General features: G+C 38.1%; 19 protein-coding genes. 3 read left to right on the top strand and 16 right to left on the bottom strand.

Going from position 1 to position 26043, the window contains the following annotated elements:
* Positions 1–19 precede the first annotated feature (19 nt).
* The 7 genes from AC3QLY_RS06970 to AC3QLY_RS06940 all read right to left on the bottom strand — a co-directional run bounded on the left by AC3QLY_RS06970 (position 20) and on the right by AC3QLY_RS06940 (position 11573).
* Positions 20–1702: a glucoamylase family protein gene (locus AC3QLY_RS06970; RefSeq protein WP_218331400.1), complete on the bottom strand. Its 1683-nt coding sequence runs from the start codon at positions 1700–1702 to the stop codon at positions 20–22.
* Between the two features lie 77 nt (positions 1703–1779).
* A complete protein-coding gene (locus tag AC3QLY_RS06965) occupies positions 1780–2640 on the bottom strand; it encodes a LamG domain-containing protein (RefSeq protein ID WP_288071849.1) in 861 nt (286 codons plus the stop codon).
* Between the two features lie 30 nt (positions 2641–2670).
* Complete coding sequence (locus tag AC3QLY_RS06960; protein ID WP_074421156.1) at positions 2671–4176, bottom strand: RagB/SusD family nutrient uptake outer membrane protein; 1506 nt, start codon at positions 4174–4176, stop codon at positions 2671–2673.
* 20 nt (positions 4177–4196) lie between these two features.
* On the bottom strand, positions 4197–7550 hold the full coding sequence (locus AC3QLY_RS06955; RefSeq protein ID WP_492991110.1) for a TonB-dependent receptor: 3354 nt from the start codon (positions 7548–7550) through the stop codon (positions 4197–4199).
* A 168-nt stretch (positions 7551–7718) separates the two neighbouring features.
* Positions 7719–8855 (bottom strand): FecR family protein, encoded by a 1137-nt coding sequence (locus AC3QLY_RS06950; protein ID WP_288097227.1) that lies wholly within the window; start codon positions 8853–8855, stop codon positions 7719–7721.
* Between the two features lie 53 nt (positions 8856–8908).
* Positions 8909–9514: an RNA polymerase sigma-70 factor gene (locus AC3QLY_RS06945; protein WP_492991108.1), complete on the bottom strand. Its 606-nt coding sequence runs from the start codon at positions 9512–9514 to the stop codon at positions 8909–8911.
* A 70-nt stretch (positions 9515–9584) separates the two neighbouring features.
* A complete protein-coding gene (locus tag AC3QLY_RS06940; protein WP_492991106.1) occupies positions 9585–11573 on the bottom strand; it encodes a M1 family metallopeptidase in 1989 nt (662 codons plus the stop codon).
* Positions 11574–11832: 259 nt separating this feature from the next.
* Between AC3QLY_RS06940 and AC3QLY_RS06935 the strand changes: the two genes are divergently transcribed.
* Complete coding sequence (locus AC3QLY_RS06935; protein ID WP_074418465.1) at positions 11833–12501, top strand: phosphatidylserine decarboxylase family protein; 669 nt, start codon at positions 11833–11835, stop codon at positions 12499–12501.
* Between the two features lie 62 nt (positions 12502–12563).
* The gene (locus AC3QLY_RS06930; protein WP_141676812.1) at positions 12564–12746 is read left to right on the top strand and encodes a hypothetical protein; all 183 of its coding nucleotides are present in this window, start codon (positions 12564–12566) and stop codon (positions 12744–12746) included.
* A 72-nt stretch (positions 12747–12818) separates the two neighbouring features.
* On the opposite strand, the gene AC3QLY_RS06925 is transcribed toward AC3QLY_RS06930, so the two are convergent.
* Positions 12819–13514: a YjjG family noncanonical pyrimidine nucleotidase gene (locus AC3QLY_RS06925; RefSeq protein ID WP_068243789.1), complete on the bottom strand. Its 696-nt coding sequence runs from the start codon at positions 13512–13514 to the stop codon at positions 12819–12821.
* Positions 13515–13589: 75 nt separating this feature from the next.
* On the opposite strand from AC3QLY_RS06925, the gene AC3QLY_RS06920 reads away from it, so the two are divergent.
* On the top strand, positions 13590–14288 hold the full coding sequence (locus AC3QLY_RS06920; protein ID WP_074418467.1) for an SDR family oxidoreductase: 699 nt from the start codon (positions 13590–13592) through the stop codon (positions 14286–14288).
* A gap of 32 nt (positions 14289–14320) precedes the next feature.
* On the opposite strand, the gene AC3QLY_RS06915 is transcribed toward AC3QLY_RS06920, so the two are convergent.
* From AC3QLY_RS06915 to AC3QLY_RS06880, 8 genes are all read right to left on the bottom strand, one after another.
* Entirely contained in the window at positions 14321–15241 is a 921-nt protein-coding gene (locus tag AC3QLY_RS06915; RefSeq protein WP_074418468.1) for a PfkB family carbohydrate kinase, read from the bottom strand.
* A gap of 130 nt (positions 15242–15371) precedes the next feature.
* Positions 15372–18095 (bottom strand): methionine synthase, encoded by a 2724-nt coding sequence (metH, locus tag AC3QLY_RS06910; protein WP_074418469.1) that lies wholly within the window; start codon positions 18093–18095, stop codon positions 15372–15374.
* 26 nt (positions 18096–18121) lie between these two features.
* On the bottom strand, positions 18122–19138 hold the full coding sequence (locus AC3QLY_RS06905; RefSeq protein WP_074420894.1) for a homocysteine S-methyltransferase family protein: 1017 nt from the start codon (positions 19136–19138) through the stop codon (positions 18122–18124).
* Between the two features lie 365 nt (positions 19139–19503).
* A complete protein-coding gene (locus AC3QLY_RS06900; RefSeq protein WP_074420895.1) occupies positions 19504–20031 on the bottom strand; it encodes a YceI family protein in 528 nt (175 codons plus the stop codon).
* Between the two features lie 62 nt (positions 20032–20093).
* Positions 20094–20510: an OB-fold protein gene (locus tag AC3QLY_RS06895; RefSeq protein WP_074420896.1), complete on the bottom strand. Its 417-nt coding sequence runs from the start codon at positions 20508–20510 to the stop codon at positions 20094–20096.
* Positions 20511–20667: 157 nt separating this feature from the next.
* Positions 20668–21285, bottom strand: a complete 618-nt coding sequence (recR, locus tag AC3QLY_RS06890) for a recombination mediator RecR (protein WP_074417417.1) — start codon at positions 21283–21285, stop codon at positions 20668–20670.
* 65 nt (positions 21286–21350) lie between these two features.
* Positions 21351–22766, bottom strand: coding sequence for an Ig-like domain-containing domain (locus AC3QLY_RS06885; protein ID WP_074420897.1), 1416 nt, complete (start codon positions 22764–22766; stop codon positions 21351–21353).
* Between the two features lie 94 nt (positions 22767–22860).
* Entirely contained in the window at positions 22861–25992 is a 3132-nt protein-coding gene (locus AC3QLY_RS06880) for an ATP-dependent helicase (RefSeq protein ID WP_492991100.1), read from the bottom strand.
* Positions 25993–26043: the final 51 nt, after the last annotated feature.

Raw genomic sequence — 26043 nt, 5'->3', positions numbered from 1 at the left:
CAATAATGCAATATTTCATTTACAGATAAGGTGCCGTAAAACCTAAATTACGCATACCATTTTGCACTTCCGGACAAGAAGTAAACAGGTTCCATAACAACCCCGATCTGTAATTTTCAATCATAATAATTTCAGGACCCTGATCAATAGCCAGATAACTGCTGGCAAACCAGATGTTGGTTAAGTTGAATGCATCGGTAAATCCATATTGCCCCCAAATTTTATCGCCTAATTTGTAATAGAAAAATCGGATAGCGGCCATAGATTCTGTTGGTGTATAGGGCAAAGAGGCAATAGCAGCAGTGGGACTAATTACACCCACATCATTAGTTGGGGAATGTGCTGAATAACCGGAAACATTATCATCGCTGGCGGTAAGCCCCCATACAGCGCTGCTGTACCCATTATAATGTGCAGGATTGGCCACACAATAAGCATAATTTATTTTTGCATGTGCTGTGTTTTGTATCATATAATTGGCATAAACATCATTCAACCCATTGGGATTAATACCGAGAAAAGAATAATGCGCAAAAAACAATGGGCCGCCTAATGCAGGTCCTAACGGTAATACATTTTCGTAATAGGTATTTCCGTTCTTCATACCTCCATTCGAAGCCCATCCATTGGTATATACAGCCTGATTAATGGAAGAGGTGGTTGAAGATGCTGCAAGCACATAAGTAATTAAAGCTTCATTCCATCCCTTAATCTGTATATTCATATTCCAGTTATAATTAGGGCTCCAGTGCCAGTAAAGCACCTGCTGATTATTTTGTGTAAACCAATTCCATTCTACTCCATTCCATAATTTGTTAATGTTGTTGCGCAAAGTGGTTTCCGTTGTACCAGCCCCATTAAAATATTGTCGGGCACACAATAAGCCCTGCATTAAATAAGCAGTTTCTACCAAATCAGCTCCATTGTCTTGCGTACTAAAAGGTACCGTTGCCCCAGTGGCGCCATTTATCCAATGCGCAAAGGCACCATGGTAACGCGTACAATTATTCATCAAAAACGAAACAATGGTATTGATTCTGTTCAGTCCGTCAGTTCTGGAAATAAATCCACGATTCACGCCAACCAGTATACTCATGATACCAAATCCGGTACCGCCTGTTGTTACCACATCGCCAGACGTATTTCTTTCTCTTGCCATACCACTTACCGGATGACCAAAATCCCAAAAATATTTAAAGGTTTGTTGTTGCACCAACGTAAGCAATGCAGTATCGGCAATTTGGGGAAATTTATCGGTTGAATCGATGGCTGTAATGAGTTTAACCGAAACCGGCGATTGTAAATTTCCTCCGGCTTTTGATTGTAATGCAGTTGATACAGTTAAAGTATATAACGTAATAGGGTTAATGTTATTAACAGGTTGTATTAAAACTGCACTATCATTATTTTGCAATGTAGTATTGATGGGTATTACTACACCACTGCCACCCACTAATTGAATACTGTTTGCCAATGAAGTGTTATTAATGGGGGCTGTAAATGAAAATAAAATGAAGGGAGTTGTATTTACATTGTAATAGGTAAATCCGCTGTATTGCCCATTTACCTTTAAACTGTTCAGGCTAAATGATGCCGGTGCAGGTGCAGGGCCTGGTAAAACAGTTGTATCTTTTTTCTTGCAACCGCTAAAAAAAACAAGCAGCATAAAAGCCATCCAACCGTTTTTAAAAAAAAGTTTCATAATAAAAGTAAAAAGTGCATCCTGCTGTACGCATGATTACCACAGGACACACTTTTTTATTTACAACAATGAAAAAATTATTTACCCAAATTTTGTAACTGATACAAAGCTTTTACATCTGCTGCAGCAATGGCTTTATTGTATATACGCACCTCATCCATAGCACCTGGCATATAACTGGCCCACCCCTGCGCACTACCTGCAGTACCCAATGAAGGTGTTGTATTAAACTGCATAGTACCAAAAATTAAAGCTGACGCATTTTGAAAAGTTAATGGACCATTTCCTGCTTTTACGGTAGTATTGATAGCGCTGCCATTTAAATAAGTAACAAATGTAGAAGTGGTAGCATCGTAAGTCAACACAATATGTGACCATTTATTCCAGATATTGCCTGCGGCAAAAGTACCCAACCATTGGTCGTTATCAGTTGTAGGATTCACCCAGTTTTCAATATGCGCTTTTAAATTTGCATTGGTAGGTGTACTGCCATTTTCAAAGAAAATATCAATATTGCCCCAAAAATCCTGCGTATTGGATAAGCAAACCAATCCAAAAGTACCATTTGTGTTTTGTGGTGAATTTACCCAAAATGAAATGGTAAAACTTTTTAAACCCACCACTGCACTGCTGGGTGTAGTAATAAAATAGCCGTTATTGGCACCTTGCAAGGCATTTCCCTTAATACCAGTTGTAAATGAAGTACCTACTCCGTTGCCATTTTTATTTGAAACACTGTCAATCAGCGAGTTTTCAAAGCCCCAATAGCCCACCAGATTAGAAGCTGCAATTTCTCTTGATGTTGTATAACCCCCAAATGTTTGGGCAGGTGCATAACTGGCAGGATCGAAGGATTTTTGGCAGGAAGTTATTCCAACGGCCAACAATAAAATTCCGGAAATATATGTTGAAAAATTATATTTTTTATTCCGTTTCATAATCAGAAGTTTAATTAATGAATAAAACAATTAGTATCCGGGATTTTGAACCAATACCCCGCCACTAATATCAATTTGGTTTTGAGGAATAGGCCATACTTCATTTTTACCGGCTTTCCAACCTAATGGGCCAAAAACAGTGGCTGCACGGCCCTGACGAATTACATCAAAATAACGATCAAACTCCATGGCCAGTTCAACCCTTCTTTCGTGCCAAATGGCATTACGAAGTGTAGCCTGATCGGTGGTAACAACCGGGGGTAAATCAACTGCAGGGTTAGCACTTTGTGCTCTGGCACGGGCTCTTACTTTTTCTAAAGAAGCCAATGCTGCTGCTGTGTTACCCAATTCATTATTCGCCTCAGCATTCATTAACAACACTTCAGCATAACGAATTACCCGAACATTTTGATCGGCACCCTGATTATCCACTAACGCTAATGCAAAGGGAACATAAGATTTCATGTTATACATGGAAGGAGCACCGGCCTGCGGCAACGGCACTACATCACCATCCGGTGTAGTAGTACCGGCAAACATAATGGTTGCATTTAAACGCGGATCACCGGGCTCAAATTCATTCACCAAATTTTGGGTTGGTACATTAAAACCCCATCCTGCATTAGCATCTCGGTTACCCTGCACCTGTGAATACTGGCTATTAGAGAGCCCGCCATTGCCCGCAACATAATTGCACTGAATTTCAAAAATGGATTCTACATTATTCTCATTCGGAATTCTAAACAACTTATACGGACTAGGGAAAAGACTATAGGTACCCGATGCAATAATTTGATCGGTATATGTTTTTACATCACTCCATTTTTTCTGATACATGGCAACTTTGGCGTGCAAAGCTAATGCCGCACCTTTGGTAGCATGGCCAATATCGGCAGGGCCATAAGTAGCGGGTAAAACGCCGGCAGCATCTGTTAAATCCTGTTCAATGGCAGTATACACATCAGCAGGTTTACTTTGTACAGGGTTTAATTCAGCAGGTTTTGACGGCACATGTAAAATGAGTGGAATATTTCCGAAAGCGCGTACCAATCTAAAATAAGAATAAGCCCTTACAAATTTTGCTTCTGCCAAATACCGTGCTTTTAAAGTTGCATCCATATTAATATTGGGCACATTATCAAGCACCTGATTACATAAGTTAATATTCTGATACTGGCCTGTCCAAAAACCATCTAACTGGCCATCAGTAGCTGTTACAGTAAAATTATCGTAAGCGTTAATGAAAGTAGCATCGCTGGGCACACTGCCTTTTGCTGCATCATCAGATCCTACGCTTTCTACACAAATAGGGGCAAAAGCCACATTATTCCAACTACGTAAATTTCCATAAATGGCGTTTACTGCATTAGCTGCATCGGTAGCGGTTTTCCAAATTTGTGTAGCGGGTTGCTGACCCTGAACGGGTACTTCCAAAAAATTTTTTGAGCAACCGGAAACAATCACTGCCATCGACAAACATAATATTGCCGGCTTTACCACCCGGGTGACCAATTTTATTTTCAATATATTTTTCATAATAATATGCTTTAATAAGTTTAGAAAGAAAGATTTACACCAAAGTTGTAAATAGCAGATAACGGATAGGTATTGTTGTCGATACCAATATTACCCGGGCTACCACCCACTTCAGGAGAGAAACCTTTGTAGCTAAAGAAATTAAATGCATTTTGCGCATTTACATATAGCCGAAGTGTTTGGATACCTAAATGTTGTAAACGGGCATTCGGTAAAGTATAACCCAATTGCATATTTCTAATTCTGAAATAGCTGCCACTTTCTACATACCATGAATTGGGCCAGTAATTATTACCACCGCCAATATTTACAGAAGGGTAACTGTTAGAAGTATTTACACCATGCCAGCGGTTATTGTAAAAATCCTGTGTCCAGTTTTCAGCACCATAACGCAAACCCTTATTGGCATTGTACACATCTACACCTGCTACTCCCTGAAAATCAACCGACAAATCAAATTGTTTGTAAACAAAATTGGTACTGATACCATAAATGTATTTTGGATTTGGGTTGCCCAATACTACTCTGTCGTTAGCAGATATGGGTCCTACGCCTGTTGTGCTGGCATATTTAAAATCGCCCGGTTGAGCATTGGGTTGAAATAAGTTACCGGATTTGTCTTTGTAATTCGCTACATCTGCAGCAGTTTGAAAAATGCCCACTACTCTGTATCCATAAAATACCCCAATAGGTTGGCCTACTGTTGTTAACGTAGTAAACTGACCACCGGTAGCACCGGAACCACCATCATAAATTTTTTGCCCGCCTGCACTGTTACTTAAAAATTTATTTTCATTATAAGAAACATTACCATTAATAGAGTAACTGAAATCTTTGTTTACATTATCATGCCAGTTCAACGATAATTCAAAACCCTGATTTTGTGCATCACCCACATTAGTTGTAATAAATTGGTTGGCCAATCCTGCAGAGCCCGGCAAATAAACATTCATAATAATATCCTGTGTTTTTTTATTGTACACATCTGCCTCAATAGTTAAGCGACTATTTAGAACAGAGGCTTCCAGGCCAATATCTGTTCCAACACTCTTTTCCCATTTTAATGGTGGTGGAGGAATGGATGCAACACTTACACCCTGCGAAACGGTACCACTATTGCCATAAATTACACTGTATGCGCCGCCTGAAACGGTTTGTTGTGTACTCACAAATGTGGGTACACCTGCATTGCCCACTTTACCCCAACTAGCCTTTAATTTCAGCGAATTAAATATGTGTTGATTGCGCATAAAATTTTCCTGAGAAACAATCCATGCAGCACCTATAGATGGGAAATATCCCCATCTTTCACTTCCGGTAAATTTAGAAGAACCATCTGCACGCATGGTAGCATTCAACATGTATTTATTTTTAAACGCATAATTGATTCTTCCAAAATAAGAGGAGATGGTAGATTGTAATGGATATTGCTGGTTATAACTATTATCCACATCATTTACATAGGGGTTATTACCCAAACCCAAAAACCAGTTACCGGAATTAACATTCGGAACATTTTGTGCAGATGCTGAAATAAAATTATAATTATTCCATTCCGCATGCTGACCGGCTAAAATAGTTACCCGATGATTGGTAGCAAATGTGTTGGAATAAGTAATGGTATTTTCTGCGATCCACGATCTGTTTTCACCTCGGGAAACACCCAGGTTACTAACAGAATTTTGTTGCGTAGAGGTAGCTTTATAAACAGGCACATAATTTTTAGATTCATTATCGCCATATACCCCGCTAATGGTTGTTTTAAAATCAAAGTGACTGGCAAAGCGAATATCTACATAAGCATTACCGGTAAAGTTGTATCCTCTGCTATATGAATTATTATAATCTAATGTTGCCTGCGGATTGCTAACTGCAGAACCCAATCCATAATAACCCGGATCGCCATAAGTAACACCATCGGCAAATTTTACAGGTAAAACAGGAGGAGCAGCATACAATGCATGCCAGATACCACCCGGTGCATTGTGCGAGTTATTAAAATTACCAATAACAGTATACCCGGCTTTGATGTTTTTAGATATTTGCATATCATTACTCAAGTTGGCAGTATAACGGGTATAGTCGTTTGTTTTTAAAATACCTTGTTGAGTTAAATAACCCAAAGAAAAATTATAGGTGTTTTTATCAGAACCACCGGTTACCGATACCTGATGATTGGTAATGATGGCATTGCGTAAAACCTGATCAAACCAATTGGTACCTGTGCCAAATTTCGAAGAATCTAAGAAGTTGGTAGCCCCTGTCATTCTGCCCAATTCATTAAATAAAACAGCATATTGATGAGCATCGGCCATTTTTACCTGATTGGTAGCTTTTTGATAACCCACATAACCTGTATAATTAACTACCGGCTTTCTATTAGCACCCGTTCCTTTTTTAGTTGTAATAATTACAACACCATTGGCCCCTTTAATACCGTATATAGCTTCGCTGGAGGCATCTTTTAAAATACTGATAGATTGAATATCGGCGGGGTTTAAAAAATTAACGTCATTTAACCAAACACCATCTACCACATATAACGGGCCGGTATTTGACCAATAAGTACCTAGGCCTCTAATGTTGATTTGTGGTGCACTACCCGGTGCGCCAGAGTTGGTAATTTGCACACCGGCTACCTTACCCTGTAATGCACTAATGGGATTAACAGAAGCCTGTTTTGAAACTTCAGAACCTTGAATGGTAGCAATTGAACCCGTAACATCCTGTTTACGTTGGGTACCATATCCCACTACTACTACCTGATCTAACTGTTTCTCGGAAGCAACCAATGATATATTAATCACATTCTGGTTATTTACTTTTACTTCCTGTGTGGTATAGCCAATATAGGAAACAATTAAAACCGCATTAGGCGCAACATTCAATGAGTAATTACCATTATTATCGGTAACCGTACCTTTTGATGTACCCTGAATGGAAATACTTACGCCGCTTAACGGTTCTCCTTTTTCGTTTACTATTTTTCCCGTTATTTTAATATCCTGTTCATCTGGATTAACAGAACGAATGGCAATTAAATTATTGCTTAAAATTTTATAGGTTAAACTGGTGCCGGAAAATAATTGGTCAAGCACAGTTTCAATGGCCGCATTGTTAACGTTGAGGTTTACCTTTTCCTTCAGGTCTTTCAAGCGGCTGTTGAATAAAAATCTGTATCCGCCCTGCTGCTCAATATTTCCCAGCACCTTGGCTATTTCTGTTTTATTCATTTTTACAGAAACCGTTTGCGCATGGGTACCGGCAGTGGCATTAAAAATGCAAAAAATACTAAGTAGTAGTGTTAGTTTCATATAAATTAATGGCTTTAAGGGAAGACGCAACTTCCCTGCAACAGCAATCGATTTTTTCATACATTAGTGTTTGAATAAGTGAATAATGCTAAGAACCTGCTATTCATAGCAAGCATTCTGGTGTTTTTCCGGCGGGGAATGTTGCAGCATTTCCCGCTTTTTTTTGAATATAGTTGTTGATTTAACCGGAGTTGAGGATGGGCATAGGCAGTCGTTTTAAAATTTGAATTAATAAATGGTAACCGTTTTATCTTTTATTTCATAATGAAAATTGGTAGAAAATTTTAACGCATCAAGCGCTTGAGTTAGCGTTTCATTTACAAAAGAACCGTTTAGCCTTATATTTTTATATCTGTCATTTTTAAACACAAATTGTACATCGTACCAACGTTCTAACTGGTGCGCTACTTCATCAAAGCTTTCATCTATAAAACACAATCGGTTTTTAGTCCATGCAGTTTCAATTTTTAATGAATCATCCTGTTGTAGCGGTGTTAAGTTTTTAATGGCAACAAGATTATCATCTAAGTTTTTCAAAACAGGTTGTATGTTTTTCTGCGCATTTACAGAATCAGGCACATTCAACACTACTAATTTTTCATTGGGTTTCAGAAAGTACTTTTCATCCGGGCGACTATGCAAAGTAACCTGCACCAAACCCCTTACCAGACTGGTTTCTACGGTTTTATCATTCGGATATGAACGTACATTGAATAAGGTACCTAATACCCTTACATCAATCAGTTTGGTATGGATGATAAAGGGTTTCGCAGCATTTTTTGCAACATCAAAAAATGCTTCACCGGTCAAATAAACTTCACGTTGTACATTTCCAAAACTTTTATAATACCATAATTTACTATCGGCATTGAGCCAAACGGTAGAACCATCTGGTAATATAATTTTTGTTTTAGATGCATTTTTTGTAACAATTTCATTAGGTATTTCTACTGTTTTAACGGCAGGTTGTGGAATGGGCTGCTGCTTGTTTTCTGAAAAACGCCACCAACCTGCAATAAGCAATATCAAAATAAATGAGAACACACCGGCTGTCATGTATGCATTGATACGTTGTTTGCTATGAAGTGGTTGTGCAGAATGAATAACAGTTGAATCTCTCTGATGGGCAGTTCCCATTGTTATACCCTGCTCCTGCATACGTTGCAGGTGCAATAAGAAAGTGGCATCTAAAAATTCCATATCCACATCCGGATATGTTTGCCAGTTTTCTTCAAGAATGGCAGCAACTGCAGCATTGACTTCATCTTGTTTTAAAAGACCAGCCAATTCTTCCAATTCAGCTTCCGTAGCTTCTTTGGTAAACTTGCGTGCCAATAATTGCCATATTCTGTCATTTTTCTCCATAGTTCTGTATCAATAAGAGTATTCAAAAAAGAAAATCCCCTAAAGGGGGATCATTATTTTTTTTGTTTGCGGGAAATAGAAAGCCGTTCTGCCAGCTTTCGAAGTGCAATAGTCAATTGATGATCAATTGTTTTTACACTGATTTGAAGTATACTGGCAATTTCCCGATATTTCAACTGATCTTCTTTGGCCAGTTTATAAATGAGTTTACATTGTGGTGGTAATTGTTGAATGGCTTCTTTTAATTGTTGCGCTGTTTCTGAAAGCTGAAGGGTTTCATCCGGTTGAATGTATTCAGAAATCAATTCTACCTTCAACTCATGAATGGGTTGGTATCGAGATGTTTTTTTCTCCTGCTGTAATTTTTTTAACGCGCCATTTCTAACACTCACGAACAGGTAAAGTCTTAAATTCTCTATTTCAAGTAAGGTTGCCCTGCGTTTCCAAATTTCAATTAATACATCTGAAACAACCTCTTCAGCTAATTGTCTTGATTGCAAAATAGCATAGGCATGATTTTGAAGAGAGGGGAAGACACAAAAAAATAATTTCTTGTAAGCAGTCTCATCTTCATAAGAGGCTATTTGGTACTGCAATTCAGCAATATTACAATTGAATATACTATTGTTAGCAGCCAATTTCAGCAGATTTTCACTCAAAGTTATTCATTCATTTAGAATTGCCGCCAATATTTTTTGCGTAATACGTTATGGGAATTTACCATAAAACTTAATTAGAATTGTGCTGCACAGTTGCCATCATAAATACATTATTCTTTCTGTTTTCATCCGGTAACAGCTTTTTGGGATCAATAACAATGCTTTTTACGGGGCTGCTGGTAGCAAGATGTACCGTTCTGTGATTGCCTTGCAACCAGGTTTCTACCGGTAACTGCAATTGCATTTTTGCGCCATTGGTGTATTTAACTTCCAAGGGTATTGGCATTACCATGGATTGCAAATTTATAAGAGTAACATCTATACCATCAGCCGGGTTTTGATTTGTATACACAACATTTTCAATGGATTGATCGAGCGATTGATTGTCAAAAAACCACTCCCGCCAAAACCACGATAAATCTTCGCCACCCTGATTATTCATGGTGTTGAAAAAGTCGAATGGTGCAGGGTGCCGATAAGCCCATTGCTGAATGTAGTGCTTAAAAGCTGCATCAAATCTATCAGGGCCCAGAATTACTTCACGCAATAAAACCAACCCGTACGCCGGTTTAAAATATACCATAGGATGTCGATATTTTTCGGGAATACCATCTGCCCTGGTCATCATTACCGGAGCATGCGGATCAGATAAATAAGGCACTATTTCATCTGCAGGATTACCTCCATCCGGTGCATACTCGCCATCTCTTTTAGGAGCATATTCGCCATGGTTAAACACATCAGATGCATACACATCAATAAATGTGTTAAAGCCTTCATCCATCCAGGGATACCTGCGTTCATCAGATCCTACAATCATGGGGAACCAGTTGTGCCCAATTTCATGCGCAGTTACCCAGTATAATTCTTTTCCTTTATCGGTAATGCCATCAAATACAATTCCCGGATATTCCATTCCACCGGCAATGCCTGCCTCGTTAATGGCTACCGGATAGGGATATTCAAACCATTTTTCAGAAAAATATTCAATTGATTTTTTTAAGTATTCAGTTGCCCTGCCCCATGCGCTATCCCCTATACTTTCGACCGGATAAACCGACATGGCCATACAATTTTTACCACTTGGTAAATTTACTTTTGATGCATCCCATATATATGCTTTTGATGCACCAAACGCCACATCTCGTGTATTAAACATTTTAAAATGCCAGGTTTTATTTCCCTTTAAAGTAGGCTGTTGTTGCACTTCAGCAAGTGTTCTAATCCATACGGTTTGGTTACTTTTTGCAGCTTCAGCAAGCTTATTCCGTTGCAAAGGAGTTAATACCTCTTCCGGATTTTGCAATTCGCCACTACCGACCACAATCATTCCTGCAGGTAATGTAATGGTGTAATCGTAATCGCCATAATCACAATAAAATTCTCCGCTACCTAAAAATGGCAAAGTACTCCATCCCTCCAAATCATCGTATACACACATTCTTGGGTACCATTGTGCTATCTCAAAAATTTTACCATATTGCGTAGCAACATAATCGGTTCTACCGCCAAATGCACCTGGAATCTGATATTGATATTGAATATGAATGAAAATTTTACCATTTTTTGCTGCCAGCGCTTTTGATAATTGTATCTGCATACGGGTATCATTCACCAAATAGTTTACCTGCTGCAATTTTCCATTCTCTTCAATTTGCACAGATGCAATTTGAAAACCATTTGTAGATTCATTTCGGATACGATTGGTATAATATTGAGAACGGGCATTGGGTAAATAGGTATTTTGGTCCAATTGCAACCACAAAATATTTAACGCATCGGGACTGTTATTGGTATAGGTAATTGTTTCAGAAGCAGTGAGTATATTCTGCACAGTATCTAAAGTTGCATGTATTTTATAATCGCTTCTATTTTGCCAATAATCTGCTAACGGAGCGCCATTAGCAGAACGGTATACACTTCCGTTACCTTGATAACTGAGTGGCGCAAATACCTGCCAATTGCCGTTTAATGAGCTTTTTTGCTGTATATTTTGTGCCTGCACCCTTGAAAAAGTCATTAACCATACCATTCCTAAAAAAACATAACTACTTTTCATTGTACAATATTTAACGATTAGATGTTGAAGGCTGCTGGATCAATATTTTAAAAATTACAGCATCAAAGCCCACCTTCATTCAAAAATTGAAATTAAGCAGATTGTATTAACTATGCTCCGAAAATTATGCAACAACTAATTTTGAATTTAAAATTAAAATGGGTACTATTCTATTATCCGGGATATGCGAAAAACCAATAGAACACTGAATTTACAAATTTACCCTGCATCTATTAACTTTGCAGCATAACCAATTAGAATGACAATACACCACGAAGGTTACCGTACTATAGGCATTGCCAGTTTGCTGTTCGGGCTCATCAATGTTTTATCATTTGCATTTTTAAGCGGCGCGGTACTATGGCTGTCCATTGCCATTTTTATCATTACTCTAATTTTGTTATTATTTATTATTTCATTTTTCAGGATACCGCATCGCACATTAACCATACAGGACAATGCCATTGTTTGTCCGGCAGACGGGAAAGTTGTGGTGATTGAGGAAATAACAGATACTGAATATTTTAAAGATAAACGTATTCAGGTAAGCATTTTTATGAGCCCTGCCAACGTTCATGTAAACAGAAACCCAATGAGTGGTGAAATTGTTTACAACCAATATCACAAAGGAAAGTATCTGGTAGCCTGGCACCCGAAAAGCTCTACTGAAAATGAACGTTGGAGTGTGGTAGTTAGAAATGGTTATGGTGAAGTATTATACAAACAAATTGCCGGAGCTTTAGCCAAACGCATTTGTAATTATACAAAAGTGGGCGATAAAGTGCAACAGAGTGCTGAATATGGTTTTATTAAATTTGGCAGCCGGGTAGATGTTATATTGCCTTTACATACCAATATTAAAGTAAAACTTAACCAACAAGTACAGGGCGGAGTAACCGTTTTAGCCACCTGGACTTTTAATATTTAACATTTGTGGCAGTACAAATAATTAAAATTTCCTTAACTTTAATTCAAACAAATCATCAACACATGAAAAAATTTGCAACTGCAGGAATACTGGTTCTGCTATTGGCAGGAACCGTAATTGCTCAGGATGGTGGAAAAAAGAAATGCAATAATAAAGATTGTAAAGACTGTTCTAAAAAAGAGTGCAAAAAAATTTGCAAAAAGGATTGTTGCAAAAAGTCTGGAACTACCGCCATGTATAAATAAGAAATATTTTGATTCCCATAAAAAACCGGCTGCCCATTCAAACATGAGTAGCCGGTTTTTAATTTCCTAAAATTATAAAATATTTTCCAATTGCTGTAAATGACTTACTGCATAAGTGGCCTGAATATGTGGCTCTATGCCCAAATGATTTACAAAAATACTATCCATACCCACATTCACTGCACCCTGAATATCAGCATCTAAATTATCGCCAATCATAATACTGTTTTCTGCAACTGCACCGGCTTGTTCCATTGCAAATAAAAAAATTTCTTTATTGGGCTTTAAGCTATTGGAAACCTCAGAAGTAATTACTTTTTTAAAATAACCCTGCAAGCCGGCATTGTATAATTTTTTGTGTTGAACAGCTTCAAAGCCATTGGTAATGAGGTGTAACTGATAGCCTTTTTGTGTAAGGTAAATGAGTATTTCATTCGTGTAGGGAAAAACTGCATTCTTGAATGGCAATCTTTCTAAAAAATCAACAGCCATTTGCCGGGAAAGTGGCTCATCTGCAATTTTAAAATCTAATAAAGCAAGCCACATTCTTTTCCAACGCAATTCATCCTGTTTAATAAACCCTTTGGTATATCTATCCCATAAACGTTCGTTATGATAACTGTAGCGTTCAAAAAAATGGTTGAATGAATCAATACCTTTGTCTGACAACTGATGCAGCGCATATAAATCCTGCAGTGTAGCTTTTGCATTGGCTTCAAAGTCCCATAACGTATGGTCAAGATCAAAAAATATATGTTGATATTTCATATTATTTATTCTGAATAATGTGCGATATTTGAGAACAAATGTAACAGAATTTATTACCAATTAACCAGCAATACCATGAATATCATTATTACCGGCGCTTCAAAAGGAATGGGAAAAGCGATTGCAGGAAAATTTGCCGAGCAGGGGTATACCTTATTGTTATGTGCCAGAAATGCAGTAACACTTGAGGCAACAGCAGATGAATTGCAACAAAAATACCCGCAATCAACTATTCATTTCAGGGCAACGGATATGTCTGATTACAATGAAGTAGCTGCTTTTGGTGATTGGTGCCTGGGTATTGGCGCACCGGATATTCTGGTAAATAATACCGGCCAATATAAGCCCGGCTCTATTTTAACTGAACCGGAAGGTACCCTGATGGATTTAATGCAGGTAAATCTTTTTAGCGCTTATCATTTAACCAGAATCATTGCCCCTGCAATGATATCAGAAAAAAAAGGACATATTTTTAATATTTGTTCAATTGCATCATTAAATGCCTATCCTAACGGAGGAGCATATAGCATTAGTAAATTTGCTTTATTGGGATTCAGTAAAAATTTACGTGAAGAGTTAAAACCGCATCATGTAAAAGTAACGGCTGTAATGCCCGGCGCTGTATATACCGAAAGCTGGTATGGCAGTGGAATTGACCCACAACGCATTATGGAAGTAAAGGATATTGCCAATTTAATATTTTCAGCAGCAAACTTATCACCGCAAGCCTGTGTAGAAGACATCATCATCAGGCCACAATTGGGCGATTTATAAAAAAGGCCGAAATACATTTCATTCAATTTCCTTTATTTCAGGTTAATATCAAAGTGTACCAATTGTACAAATTCTTCAATACGCTCAGTAATATCGTTTGCTGAAATTTCACGAAGTTTGGCAGTGCCAAATTTTTCTACGCAAAAACTGGCCAATGCCGAACCAATAATAATTGCCGTTTTCATATTTTCAAATGAAATATCTTTTGTTTTGGCTAAGTGACCAATAAAGCCACCAGCAAAAGTATCGCCGGCACCGGTTGGGTCAAACACTTCCTCTAACGGCAATGCAGGAGCAAAGAAAACTTTGTTATCATGAAACAACAATGCACCATGTTCGCCTTTTTTAATCACTAAAAATTTAGGGCCCATTCTTAAAATGGTGGCTGCAGCTTTTACTAAAGAATATTGACCGCTTAACTGTCGGGCTTCACTATCATTTACCATCAAAACATCTACCATAGCAATGGTTTTTTCCAGCTCTTCCGGCATGGTATCCATCCAAAAATTCATGGTATCCATTACAATGAGTTTTGGCCGTTGGCGTAATTGTTCAATTACACTGCGCTGAACAGATGGTACCAAATTTCCTAACATTAAAAATTCGCAATCCTGATAACTTTTGGGCACTTTGGGTTCAAAATTGGCGAGTACATTTAATTCGGTAATTAATGTATCGCGGCTGTTCATATCCATATGATAGCGGCCACTCCAAAAAAAAGATTTTTCCTCTTTTTTAATTTGCACCCCTTCTAAATCAACGCCTCTTGCTTTCAAAGCACTCAATTCCTCTGCCGGAAAATCGCCCCCCACTATAGAAATTTGTTTAACCGGTGTAAAATTAGTGGCACACCAGGCTATATAAGTGGCAGCACCTCCTACTATTTTATCGCTTTTTCCAAAAGGCGTTTCAATGGCATCAAAAGCCATAGAACCGACAACAACTAATGACATAATAAAAAAATTTGATTATCGGGGAGCGAAACTATACAAAATGCAGCAGATATGCCTAATTTTTTACAGCTACAGCATTCAATTAATTTTAATATTCATTCATTGTGCAGCATAATTGAATGCGTACAACCTATTCCAATACCGGACTTAGCCATTTTTCTGCTTCTTCCAACGGCCAGTTTTTACGTTGTGCATAATCTTCCAACTGATCGCGCTGAATTTTGCCAATACCAAAATACTGGCTTTGCGGATGCGAAAAATACCAGCCACAAACTGCTGCTCCCGGATACATTGCCAGTGATTCGGTTAATTGTATGCCGGTTGTTTCAGTAGCATTGAGCAAAGCAAACAACTTATATTTTTCGGTATGGTCGGGGCAGGCAGGATAACCCGGTGCCGGGCGAATACCCTGGTATTTTTCATGAATTAAATCATCATTGCTCAGCTGTTCATTAGAAGCATAACCCCAATAGTTGGTTCTAACTTTATAATGCAAACATTCTGCAAAAGCTTCAGCCAGTCTGTCGGCCAATGCCTGTAACATGATCTTATTATAATCATCGTATTGCTGCTCAAACTTTTTAATATGTTTTTCAATACCATGAATGGCAACGGCAAATGCACCTATATAATCATTTGCTTCATTGATTGAATTGGCAGGTTTTACGAAGTCGGCCAATGATAAGTTGGGCTGATCGGCAGCTTTTTTTACCTGTTGACGCAAGCATTCTAACCGGTAGGTTTCATTACCATGCTGCACCAACAGGGTATCGTTATGGCTACCGGCTTTATAAAACCCAATGGTGCCTTTTGCTGTAAGCCATTTTTCCTGAATAATTTTATCTAATAAGGCATTGGCATCTTTATACAATTTTGAAGCTTCTACGCCCACCACTTCATCGGTTAAAATATCCGGAAAGTTTCCGTGCATTTCCCATGCGATAAAAAAGGGTTTCCAATCAATAAAAGGCCTTAATTCATTTAAAGGAAAATCATCAAAAACTTTATTGCCTATAAATTTTGGAGTAATAGCAGTATAATTGTTCCAATCTATTTTGGTTTTATGTGTCAGCGCTTCCTGATAGCTGATGTATTGTTTTACGGGCTTTTTATTTAAGAATGATTCACGTAATTTATGGTACTCAGCAGCAGTTTGTTGTAAAAAAGCATCTTTTTGTTCTGCACTTAATAAAGCGCCTGCTACTGTTACACTTCTGGAAGCATCTAACACATGCACTACGCCATTTGGATATTCCTGTGCAATTTTAACGGCAGTATGTATGCGTGAAGTAGTGGCACCTCCAATCAGCAATGGCTGCTGCATATTGCGGCGTTTCATTTCTTTGGCTACATGCACCATTTCATCGAGTGAAGGAGTGATTAATCCACTCAAACCAATAATATCTACCTTTTCTTTAATAGCGGTATCTAAAATTTTATCGGTGGGCACCATCACGCCTAAGTCAATTACATCATAACCATTACAGCCCAATACCACACCTACAATATTTTTACCAATATCGTGTACATCACCTTTTACGGTGGCCAGCAATATTTTTGCCGCACCTGCTGCTTCTGTATTTTCGGTGCCTGCTGCCAAATGTGCCTGTTTACGAACTTCCTTCTCCGCTTCAATATAAGGCGTTAATATGGCCACACTTTTTTTCATTACTCTGGCACTTTTAACCACCTGTGGTAAAAACATTTTACCGGCGCCAAATAAATCGCCCACTACATTCATGCCATCCATTAAAGGGCCTTCAATTACATCTAAAGGCTGCGAATATTGTAAGCGAGCCTCTTCAGTATCTACATCAATATAATCGGTAATGCCGTTTACAAGTGCATGTTTCAGGCGTTCTTCAACAGGGGCATTGCGCCAGGCTTCATCTTTAACAATTGTTTTCCCTTTACTTTTTACAGTTTCGGCATAAGCAATCAAGGCTTCGGTAGCCTGGTTGTTGTCATTATTCCGGTTCAGTACCACATCTTCACATAACTGTCTTAATGTAGGTTCAATTTCATCGTACACAGCTAATTGCCCTGCATTGACGATACCCATATCCATACCTGCCTGAATAGCATAATACAGGAATACGGCATGTATGGCTTCGCGTACTACATCATTACCTCTAAAAGAAAATGACACATTAGATACACCGCCACTCACCTTAGCCATTGGCATCAGTTGTTTTATTTGCCGGGTAGCTTCTATAAAATCTACTGCATAATTATTGTGTTCCTCAATACCGGTAGCAATGGCGAAAATATTTGGATCGAAAATGATATCCTGAGGCTGGTAATGCACTTTTTCTGTAAGAATTTGATAACCACGTTTACAAATTTCTACTTTGCGTTGCAGGGTATCGGCCTGGCCTGCTTCATCAAAAGCCATGACCACCACTGCTGCACCAAATGATTTACAAATGATGGCCTGTTCAATAAATTTTTCTTCTCCCTCTTTCAGGGAGATAGAATTGACGATGCATTTTCCCTGTACACATTTTAAGCCTGCTTCAATAATTGCAAACTTAGATGAATCGATCATGATGGGAATTTTGGCAATATCGGGTTCTGCCTGTAACAGGTTTAAAAATGTTGTCATGGCTAATACGCCATCTAACATGGCATCATCCATATTTACATCCAACACCTGCGCACCATTTTCAACCTGTTGCCGGGCAACAGAAAGCGCTTCTTCAAATTTATTTTCGCGAATAAGCCGGGCAAATTTTTTTGAACCGGTTACATTGGTACGCTCTCCAATATTCACAAAATTGGTTTCGGGTCGCACCACTAAGGGTTCCAGTCCTGCTAAACGCAAATAAGGATGTATTACAATTAGCTCACTCATAACAATAATTTACACTTAGTATAGGATTATACAATTTCATTTTCAACAACAGGTAACGGCCTCGGCTTTATATTTTTTACATTATTGGCAATATGTTTTATGTGTTCAGGCGTGGTACCACAGCAACCTCCAACAATGTTTACATAGCCCTGTTTTGCCCATTCTTCAATAAAATGTGCCGTTTCGTGAGGTTGTTCATCGTATTCGCCCATGGCATTAGGCAAGCCGGCATTGGGATAGGCAGAGGTGTATGCGGCAGCAATTTGCGATAACTCTTCAATATGGCTGCGCATTTCTGCTGCACCCAATGCACAATTTAAACCAACACTTAAGGGTTGTGCATGCATAACAGAGGTATAAAACGCCTCGAGTGTTTGTCCGCTTAAAGTGCGCCCACTGGCATCGGTAATGGTACCGCTGATCATAATGGGCAGTTCCGGTTGCTGATGGTCGCGAAAATATTTTTTAATGGCAAATATGGCCGCTTTAGCATTCAGGGTATCGAAAATGGTTTCAATCAGCAATACATCTACGCCGCCATGTACCAAACCTTTTACCTGTTCGTAGTAGGCTTGCATTACCTCATCAAAGGTAACAGCACGAAAACCTGGATTATTGACATCGGGCGAAAGGCTGAGTGTTTTGTTCAGCGGCCCCATGGCACCGGCAACAAAGCGCGGTTTATCGGGATTTTTGGCGGTAAACTCATTGGCTACAGAGCGGGCACATTTTGCGGCTGCAACATTCAGTTCATAAGCCAGCGCTTCCATTTTATAATCCGCCATGGCAATGGCCGTACTGCTGAACGTATTGGTTTCAATAATATCTGCACCGGCTTCCAGGTATTGGCGGTGTATATTTTTAATAATCTCGGGTTGGGTAATACACAACAAATCATTATTTCCCTTAACATCTACCGGCCAGTCTTTAAATCTTTCGCCCCGGTAATCGGCCTCCTGTAATTGATGCCGTTGTATCATAGTACCCATGGCTCCATCGATGATTAATATGCGTTCCTGTAAACATTCTTTAATTGATTTCATTTTTGTATCTGTTTTTTTTTGATACCCGGATAAATATTGTTATAAAGTTTTGCGTGCTGTGCACATGCCATTTTATAACAAACTTTACTTCGATGGTGGAATGTTTGTTGCGGAGCGGTTTGGCTGAGCAGTGTTTTGAACGATGCAGTGTGCGACGCAACGGCAGTTCAATAGCCTTACTGCAGCCGGTAACATAAAAATTTTGAACTGTTGAACGATTGAGTTACTGTGAAGAAAATGCAGCAGCTTTTACCGTTTATTAGTTCAATTTGCACAGGCCGAACAATAAACAAATCCACCTGAAGTGCTGCAAAGTTAAGGTAAGTAAGCGGGAAAAAATACAAACAAATGTTAGTAGCAATAGATTATTGACAGGTGCAATTGAATTGAATGGCTACTTTTTTGGCTACCCTGTCGGCATGAATGTTAAAATCGCTCAAAACCAATATAAACCTGGCTTTGGCAATAATTTTATTGTCTGCCACTTCTATGGTACCGGGAACGGTGATGGGTTTTGTAATGCCATGCAGCGTTAAATTACCCTGTACGGTAACAGGATATATTCCGTTTTTCGAAAAATTAACGGATTGGATATTGGTGATATTGCCTTTATAATCGGAACGCGGATAGGTATTGCTTTGCAGATAATCGCTGTTGAAATGATCCTGCATTTCGGCATATTGAAAAAAGAAACTTTTGATTAACAGACTAAAAGTGATTTGTCCGTTAGTAGTGATACGGCTGGCTACTTCATTATTCACAGCACTTACATCATCATCATTGGTGGCTACAAAACTAATTTGCCCGTTACGGGTAACAAACGATTTTTGTGCCTGAAGGCAGGAAACACTTAAAACGCAGAAAAGGAATAGAAGAGAAAGTTTAGTATACATGAAGCGATGATTTTATACTATTTTATGAATTGTTTTCAGATGCCTGTAATTGATTGAAACATCTATTCTACTAAAATGCCATTGTTCATTACCACATTCATATCGGGGATATAGCCGGTACAAATGCCCTTAAAGTGAACAGAATCGCCAACTTTAATATTAGCAGGCTTATTTTTAAAGGTACAATTAATGGTTACCATTGAATCGGCGGTATTAAAATCGATAACGGTTTGGCCTTGCTGATTGGTAGCAATTTGTGCAATTCGACCTGTTAATTCAATGGCTTTATCTAAATATAGCTGATTGGCCTGTTGTTCATTGTCTTTAAACGCATGATATAATTGTTCTGCAGTAAGGGTTACTGCTTTTTCTTTAGCAACATTTCTGTGTGGTTTATTATACACATACACTACAAAACCGGTAGCAGCAATGGCTACTACTACTACCAGAATTAAAAAATATTTCAATGTTTTTTTCATGTGTGTATTCAATTTTTGTAAAACTGCTGAATTGTATTATTTATTTTATATATAACCAACAGATGACTTAAATGTTGTACCAATATGCTACCAACAGTGTAATTACCTAAAAATAATGAGCTGTAAATTTTTAAAAAAATTATTGTACTACCGTCAGCTAACCTTTAACATATTGTTGTATGGGTAAGCGATTGGCTAAGCTGCGGGCCAAAGTCATTTCATCGGCATATTCCAACTCGCCGCCAAAAGCAATGCCACGGGCAATGGTAGTAATTTTACAGGGCAGGTGCTGTATTTTTTTTTGGATATAATAAATGGTGGTATCGCCCTGAATGGTGGGGTTTAATGCAAAAATCAACTCTTCGGTATGTTCGGTTTCCAAGCGGTGCACCAATGGCTGTATGGTAAGCTGATCGGGGCCAACCCCATCTAACGGCGATATAATGCCGCCTAACACATGATACGTTCCGTTAAACTGTTGTGTGGTTTCAATAGCTATTACATCGCGAATATTTTCTACTACACATATAACCCCGGCGTTGCGCATAGAATTGGCACAAATGCTGCAAATATCGCCATCACTGATATTGAAGCAGCGTTGGCAAAATTTTATTTCGCGGCGCATTTTGGCAATGGTATTGGCAAAAACGGTTACCTCATTCTCGTTTTGTTTTAATAAATGCAGAACTAAGCGTAAGGCAGTTTTTTTGCCTATGCCGGGTAATTTGGCAAATTGCGCCACTGCATTTTCTAATAAACCGGAAGGTAACTGCATGGCGCAAAGATAAAGTTTTGCAGTAAGGAACACATTTTGTTGAAGCGTAAAAACAAAAATGGCATTTACAAATTCAACTCATACTCATTATCCCAATTATTTTTCAGCACAATTTTTTTATCGAGATCGAATACAATTTCAGGTTGCAGGTGTTTTTTAAAATTACCGGTATCCCAAATGCCATTTTGGTTGGTATCGTAAAGAATACGCAAATCATAATCGCCGGGGCGGTATAATTTTCTGTAAATTTCTTTTGAAGTAATGGGGATTGATTCAGCGATGGTATTGTTTTGTAACATTTGTAACACCGGATGTTTGGCCAAATCGAGATGATTGAAACGTATGCGCAGCGAGCCGTAATCTGATTCGTTTTTAGTGGTGAAGCGAATGGTATCGGTCTTGGCTAATTGCAGGTGGTTGGTATCAACCGCCGCATCTTTTTGAAGCAGCAATACAAAATGTTCAGCCTCTTTCCAAGAATAAGTAATACTACAAATGGTTTTGGTACTATCTAACTGAACAGTATAACCTTTTACAGGTTTAAACAAGGTATCTAACAACTCCACTGCCGCAGTGTTGAGCGTATCTAAAGGTGTATTGAATTTAATTTGAAGTGCCGGGTTTAATAAATCCTGTTTACCATTGTCGAAGTTAATGCTAAAGCGCAGCCGCTTCTGCTCTTCATTCCGTTCTTTGTTTTTGCTGAGTTTAGCAGCAGGTGGCACATTGGGTTTAGCTGTTTTTTCTTTTTTCTTTGCTGCCTCAAATGCATAGAAAGTAACCATAGGTGTATGCGTACCTACAGCAATATTTGAATCGAGAAAAGCAAACATTTTGGTTGAATCATCATAACGTTTACTGTAATCATCGGGCAATACATAGGCTGCAAATGTTTTGGCAGGTAAAAAATGAAATACAAAATTGCCGTTGCCACTTACACGAGCATAGTATTTAGGTGCATCTTTTACCACGGCTGTATCGTTCAAATTTTCATGCAAAACCACAATTAGGGTTGAATCGGTTTTTCCGGTCTCGGCCAGTAATACTTTGCCTCTGAAACTAAACGTATCTAAATGATTACCGGTTGAGAATACATAAATAAAATTTTTAAGAATATTTCCTTCATTTACATCGCGAATAGCATTTCCAAAATTGATGGAATAGGTAGTATTGGGATGGAGTGTATCTTTTAATTTAATGGTTACATTTTTCAAATGATTTTCAATAATGGGGGTACTTTTAGGGTTGGGGGAAACAATTAAATTTTTTTGTACATCTTTTACATCTATATATTCATCGAAAGTTAGCAGAATTTTATTGGTATTAAAATACAACATAGAATCATCGGGTACGGCGGTTACCAAATGAGGTGGAATGGTATCTCTTGGGCCGCCAGATGGTGGAATAATATTAGCACATCCCGTAAAAGTAAAGGGAATAAACAAGGCAGCTATGAAGAAATATCCAATTATTTTTTGCATGTAATTATTGTTTTATACAACGAAATGGCAGTGAACCGGCAAGCGCAAACTTACGCTTAGAAATGGGTAAAGCCGATTAACAGAACTATAAAATCTATGTTTCCTCTTCATTCAGCTCGTGTAAAGCAATGGCTAATTGATTATCTTTCACAAAATTACACCAATGACAGTCAGTGCTGCCGCAGCCGGTATAAAAATCATGTGCCTGAATTTTTTCCCATACGGTGGTAATTTGTTGTTTTACGGTGGTTACATCTTCGGGTTCAATCACCAGTTTTTGTTTGATGTAATTGTTTTTTTTATCAGGCTCAACAAAATCGAATTCTGTACTAACCACTTCCCAATTTTTGGTGGCATCGTTATCTACCAGAATTTTATAAAAAACGGCTTGTCGCCAGTAATCGCCACCCAATTCGTTTTTATCGTTCGGGGGTAATAATTTTGTTTGCGCTTTTTCATAATCGCCGGTTTTATAATCTACCACATTTACATATTTCCCATCAAATTCTAATTTATCTAATTTTCCTTTTAACGGTACCCCATTGATGACAATATTTTTGATGGTATGTTCTACTACTACAATTTTATGCCAGGTTAAAATATGTTCCTGATAATAGTTGCTTAATACAATTTGGCCGTATTCTAACCGGCGTTCAAACTGCTCTTTAGTAAAGCTTTCGCGATGGCGGTGCATGTACCATTCAAAATCGGAAATAAATTCTTCCAATGGAGGGAATTGGTTATTGGGATCTTCCTTCATTTTTTTAAACAATTTTTCCAGTGCATAGTGAACCGCTGAACCAAATTCGGTTGATTCATTTTTAGGTGAAGGAATTCGAATTAAATTTTTATAATAAAACTCCAGCGGACATTTTAAATAATTATTCAATGCCGTAACATTCATTACAAATTTTTCGAGCAGGCGATTGATCACATCGGTTTCTAATTTATCAATTTCAGGTGCAGCAGTATTGGCAAAACTAAGCGCCTGAAAATCGGCGATAGTTGCCGCATCCAAGGTTTTCTTTTCAATGGTTACACCATTGTGCTCCATCATTTCGGCAATAAACATAGAAGGTTCAAGGTATTTGCCATCATTTTTAAATGCCGCATAGCTTACCGTTAAATATTGTTCTGCCCGGGTAAGTGCTACATAAAATAAGCGGCGCAATTCTTCTTCCTCTTTATGCTTAGGAGTAGAAGCAAAAAGGGTATCGGGAAAACTGTACCCATCACTTTGTTTGCGCTTTTTTTCCCAGAAAGATGCATTACAACCTGCAAAAAATACATAAGTAAACTCCAGCCCTTTAGAACCGTGCGCTGTTAAAAAGTTAACGCCTTTATCGTTTCCGTTCACCTGTACTAAGGGCAATGGAATTTTTTCGCTTTGCATTAATTGAATGAGAGATACAAATTCTTTTAGTGATAAAAAAGGATTGCGGCGGGTTTCTTCTTTCACAAAATCGAATAAAGCGGTGAGTACCTGCAATGCATAAAACTTATCGGGTTGCTGCATGATGTGTTGTATAATACCTGTTTCGGAAATTACTTTTTCAAATAAATGTTGCAGGGTAACATTGGGTACAGCAGCAATCAGTTTTTCGATGATGAAAGAAGCTTCTTTTAAAGCAGGAAGCAGTGATTCAGTAAATAAATCTTTGGCAGGTGCATTGGCTTTATCGTATAATAATTTTCGGATGGATGTTTTTTTTGTAGTGTATTTCAAATCGGCCACTTCAACAGAGAGTGCTGCAATTTCAATGGGTGGAATTTGAAACCAGTTAAAATGCAAAATTTCAAATAACATTTCATCGCCCCCATAAGGTGCATCGTGTTCAGCAGCTAAATACTCTAATAGCAAGAGTATTTTTTTTGCTAAAGGAATGGTGAAAATATTGACATGCTTTTTGGTAAAAACAGGAATATTTTTAACAGTGCAATATTTAGCCAGTTCTTCTCCAAATTTGTGTTCTTTATAAATTATCGCAATCTTTCCGGGTGCAATTCCTTGTTGTAAAAGGGCCTCAATTTGAAGCGTAATGCCTATCATTTCTGCCTGTTGATTATCGTATTCCTGCACAACGGGCGGTTGCTTCATTTCACTAATATGAGGATTAGCGGCAGATAACTCTTTTGATAACCCTTCCATGTGTTTTACCAAACGCTCTTCATTGCGATCAATCACAGATTTAGCAGTATTCAAAATAGGTTGAATGGAACGATAATTTTTTGTGAGCACAATCTTTTCTAAACTATTTTGGTATTGTTGTGCAAACGTGAACATGTTTTCGATATTAGCACCCTGAAAACGGTAAATACTTTGATCATCATCGCCCACCACAAAAACATTGGGTTCTTCCCAATAATTAATGAGCAATTGTACCAGCTTATTCTGTGTACCGCTGGTATCCTGGTATTCATCTACCAAAATATATAAAAACTGCTCCTGATATTTTAACAATAAACCCGGGTTTTGTTCAAATGCCTGAATTACCCAGTTAATCATATCATCAAAATCGTAGCGGTTGTTTTGTTTCATCATTGCCTGAAAACGGTCAAATTCCTGCACGCCAGCACGGAGTTTTTCCATTTTTTCTTTTTCTTCGTGTATTTGTTTTTCTTTTAAATCGCCCGGATTATTACGGCCGGTTTTTCTTTTATAAATAAATTCTTCACGATTGGGCAAATCATTCAAATAAGCATCAATAGCAGAAAGGATATATTCAGGTGTCCACCCTTCTTTTTTCATGGTGCTGAATAATTTCTGCAGGTTTTCTATTTCAAAATATACATCACCCCTGTAACGTTTGAGCGGATGATTCTTGGGAAAAGTATCAATGAGTTGTTTAAGCAATGCAGTAAGCTCCAAATCAGAAATTGGATCGAGTACTGTTTTTTCGAACATGGAGAGATTTTCCTGAATAATATCATTACAAAAGGCATGGAAGGTATAAATGTTCACTTTATAAGCATCGGGCCCAATAAAACTCATGAGGCGTTTACGCATGGCAACAACACCGGCATCAGTATAAGTTAAGCAAAGAATATTTTCGGGCAGTGTATCGGTTTCCAACAAAATTTTTCCTATTCGTGCCGATAAAATTTGTGTTTTCCCTGTGCCAGGCCCGGCAATGACCATTACAGGGCCTTCTATTTGATCTACCGCTTTCTTTTGCTCATCATTTAATTGTTGGTATATTTTTTGAAAATCTTCATTGAGTTGCATATAGGTAGTAGTTTTTACATTAATTTGATTGTTACATAAAGTATTGATGAA

The sequence above is a fragment of the Hydrotalea sp. GW822-HT8A01 genome, assembly GCF_058798575.1.
This window is presented reverse-complemented; position numbering and strand designations above follow the sequence as displayed.

Bases quoted from the DNA above. Each gene is read 5' to 3' on its own strand.
- recR (WP_074417417.1), bottom strand. From the start codon at position 21,285: ATGCAGTTACCTTCCGGTTTATTAGAAAATGCAGTGGCGCAATTTGCC.
- AC3QLY_RS06940 (WP_492991106.1), bottom strand. From the start codon at position 11,573: ATGAAAAGTAGTTATGTTTTTTTAGGAATGGTATGGTTAATGACTTTT.
- AC3QLY_RS06925 (WP_068243789.1), bottom strand. From the start codon at position 13,514: ATGAAATATCAACATATATTTTTTGATCTTGACCATACGTTATGGGAC.
- AC3QLY_RS06895 (WP_074420896.1), bottom strand. From the start codon at position 20,510: ATGAAAAAAACATTGAAATATTTTTTAATTCTGGTAGTAGTAGTAGCC.
- AC3QLY_RS06935 (WP_074418465.1), top strand. From the start codon at position 11,833: ATGACAATACACCACGAAGGTTACCGTACTATAGGCATTGCCAGTTTG.
- AC3QLY_RS06955 (WP_492991110.1), bottom strand. From the start codon at position 7,550: ATGAAAAAATCGATTGCTGTTGCAGGGAAGTTGCGTCTTCCCTTAAAG.
- AC3QLY_RS06885 (WP_074420897.1), bottom strand. From the start codon at position 22,766: ATGCAAAAAATAATTGGATATTTCTTCATAGCTGCCTTGTTTATTCCC.
- AC3QLY_RS06965 (WP_288071849.1), bottom strand. From the start codon at position 2,640: ATGAAACGGAATAAAAAATATAATTTTTCAACATATATTTCCGGAATT.
- AC3QLY_RS06970 (WP_218331400.1), bottom strand. From the start codon at position 1,702: ATGAAACTTTTTTTTAAAAACGGTTGGATGGCTTTTATGCTGCTTGTT.
- AC3QLY_RS06960 (WP_074421156.1), bottom strand. From the start codon at position 4,176: ATGAAAAATATATTGAAAATAAAATTGGTCACCCGGGTGGTAAAGCCG.
- AC3QLY_RS06880 (WP_492991100.1), bottom strand. From the start codon at position 25,992: ATGCAACTCAATGAAGATTTTCAAAAAATATACCAACAATTAAATGAT.
- AC3QLY_RS06930 (WP_141676812.1), top strand. From the start codon at position 12,564: ATGAAAAAATTTGCAACTGCAGGAATACTGGTTCTGCTATTGGCAGGA.
- AC3QLY_RS06950 (WP_288097227.1), bottom strand. From the start codon at position 8,855: ATGGAGAAAAATGACAGAATATGGCAATTATTGGCACGCAAGTTTACC.
- metH (WP_074418469.1), bottom strand. From the start codon at position 18,095: ATGAGTGAGCTAATTGTAATACATCCTTATTTGCGTTTAGCAGGACTG.
- AC3QLY_RS06905 (WP_074420894.1), bottom strand. From the start codon at position 19,138: ATGAAATCAATTAAAGAATGTTTACAGGAACGCATATTAATCATCGAT.
- AC3QLY_RS06920 (WP_074418467.1), top strand. From the start codon at position 13,590: ATGAATATCATTATTACCGGCGCTTCAAAAGGAATGGGAAAAGCGATT.
- AC3QLY_RS06915 (WP_074418468.1), bottom strand. From the start codon at position 15,241: ATGTCATTAGTTGTTGTCGGTTCTATGGCTTTTGATGCCATTGAAACG.
- AC3QLY_RS06900 (WP_074420895.1), bottom strand. From the start codon at position 20,031: ATGTATACTAAACTTTCTCTTCTATTCCTTTTCTGCGTTTTAAGTGTT.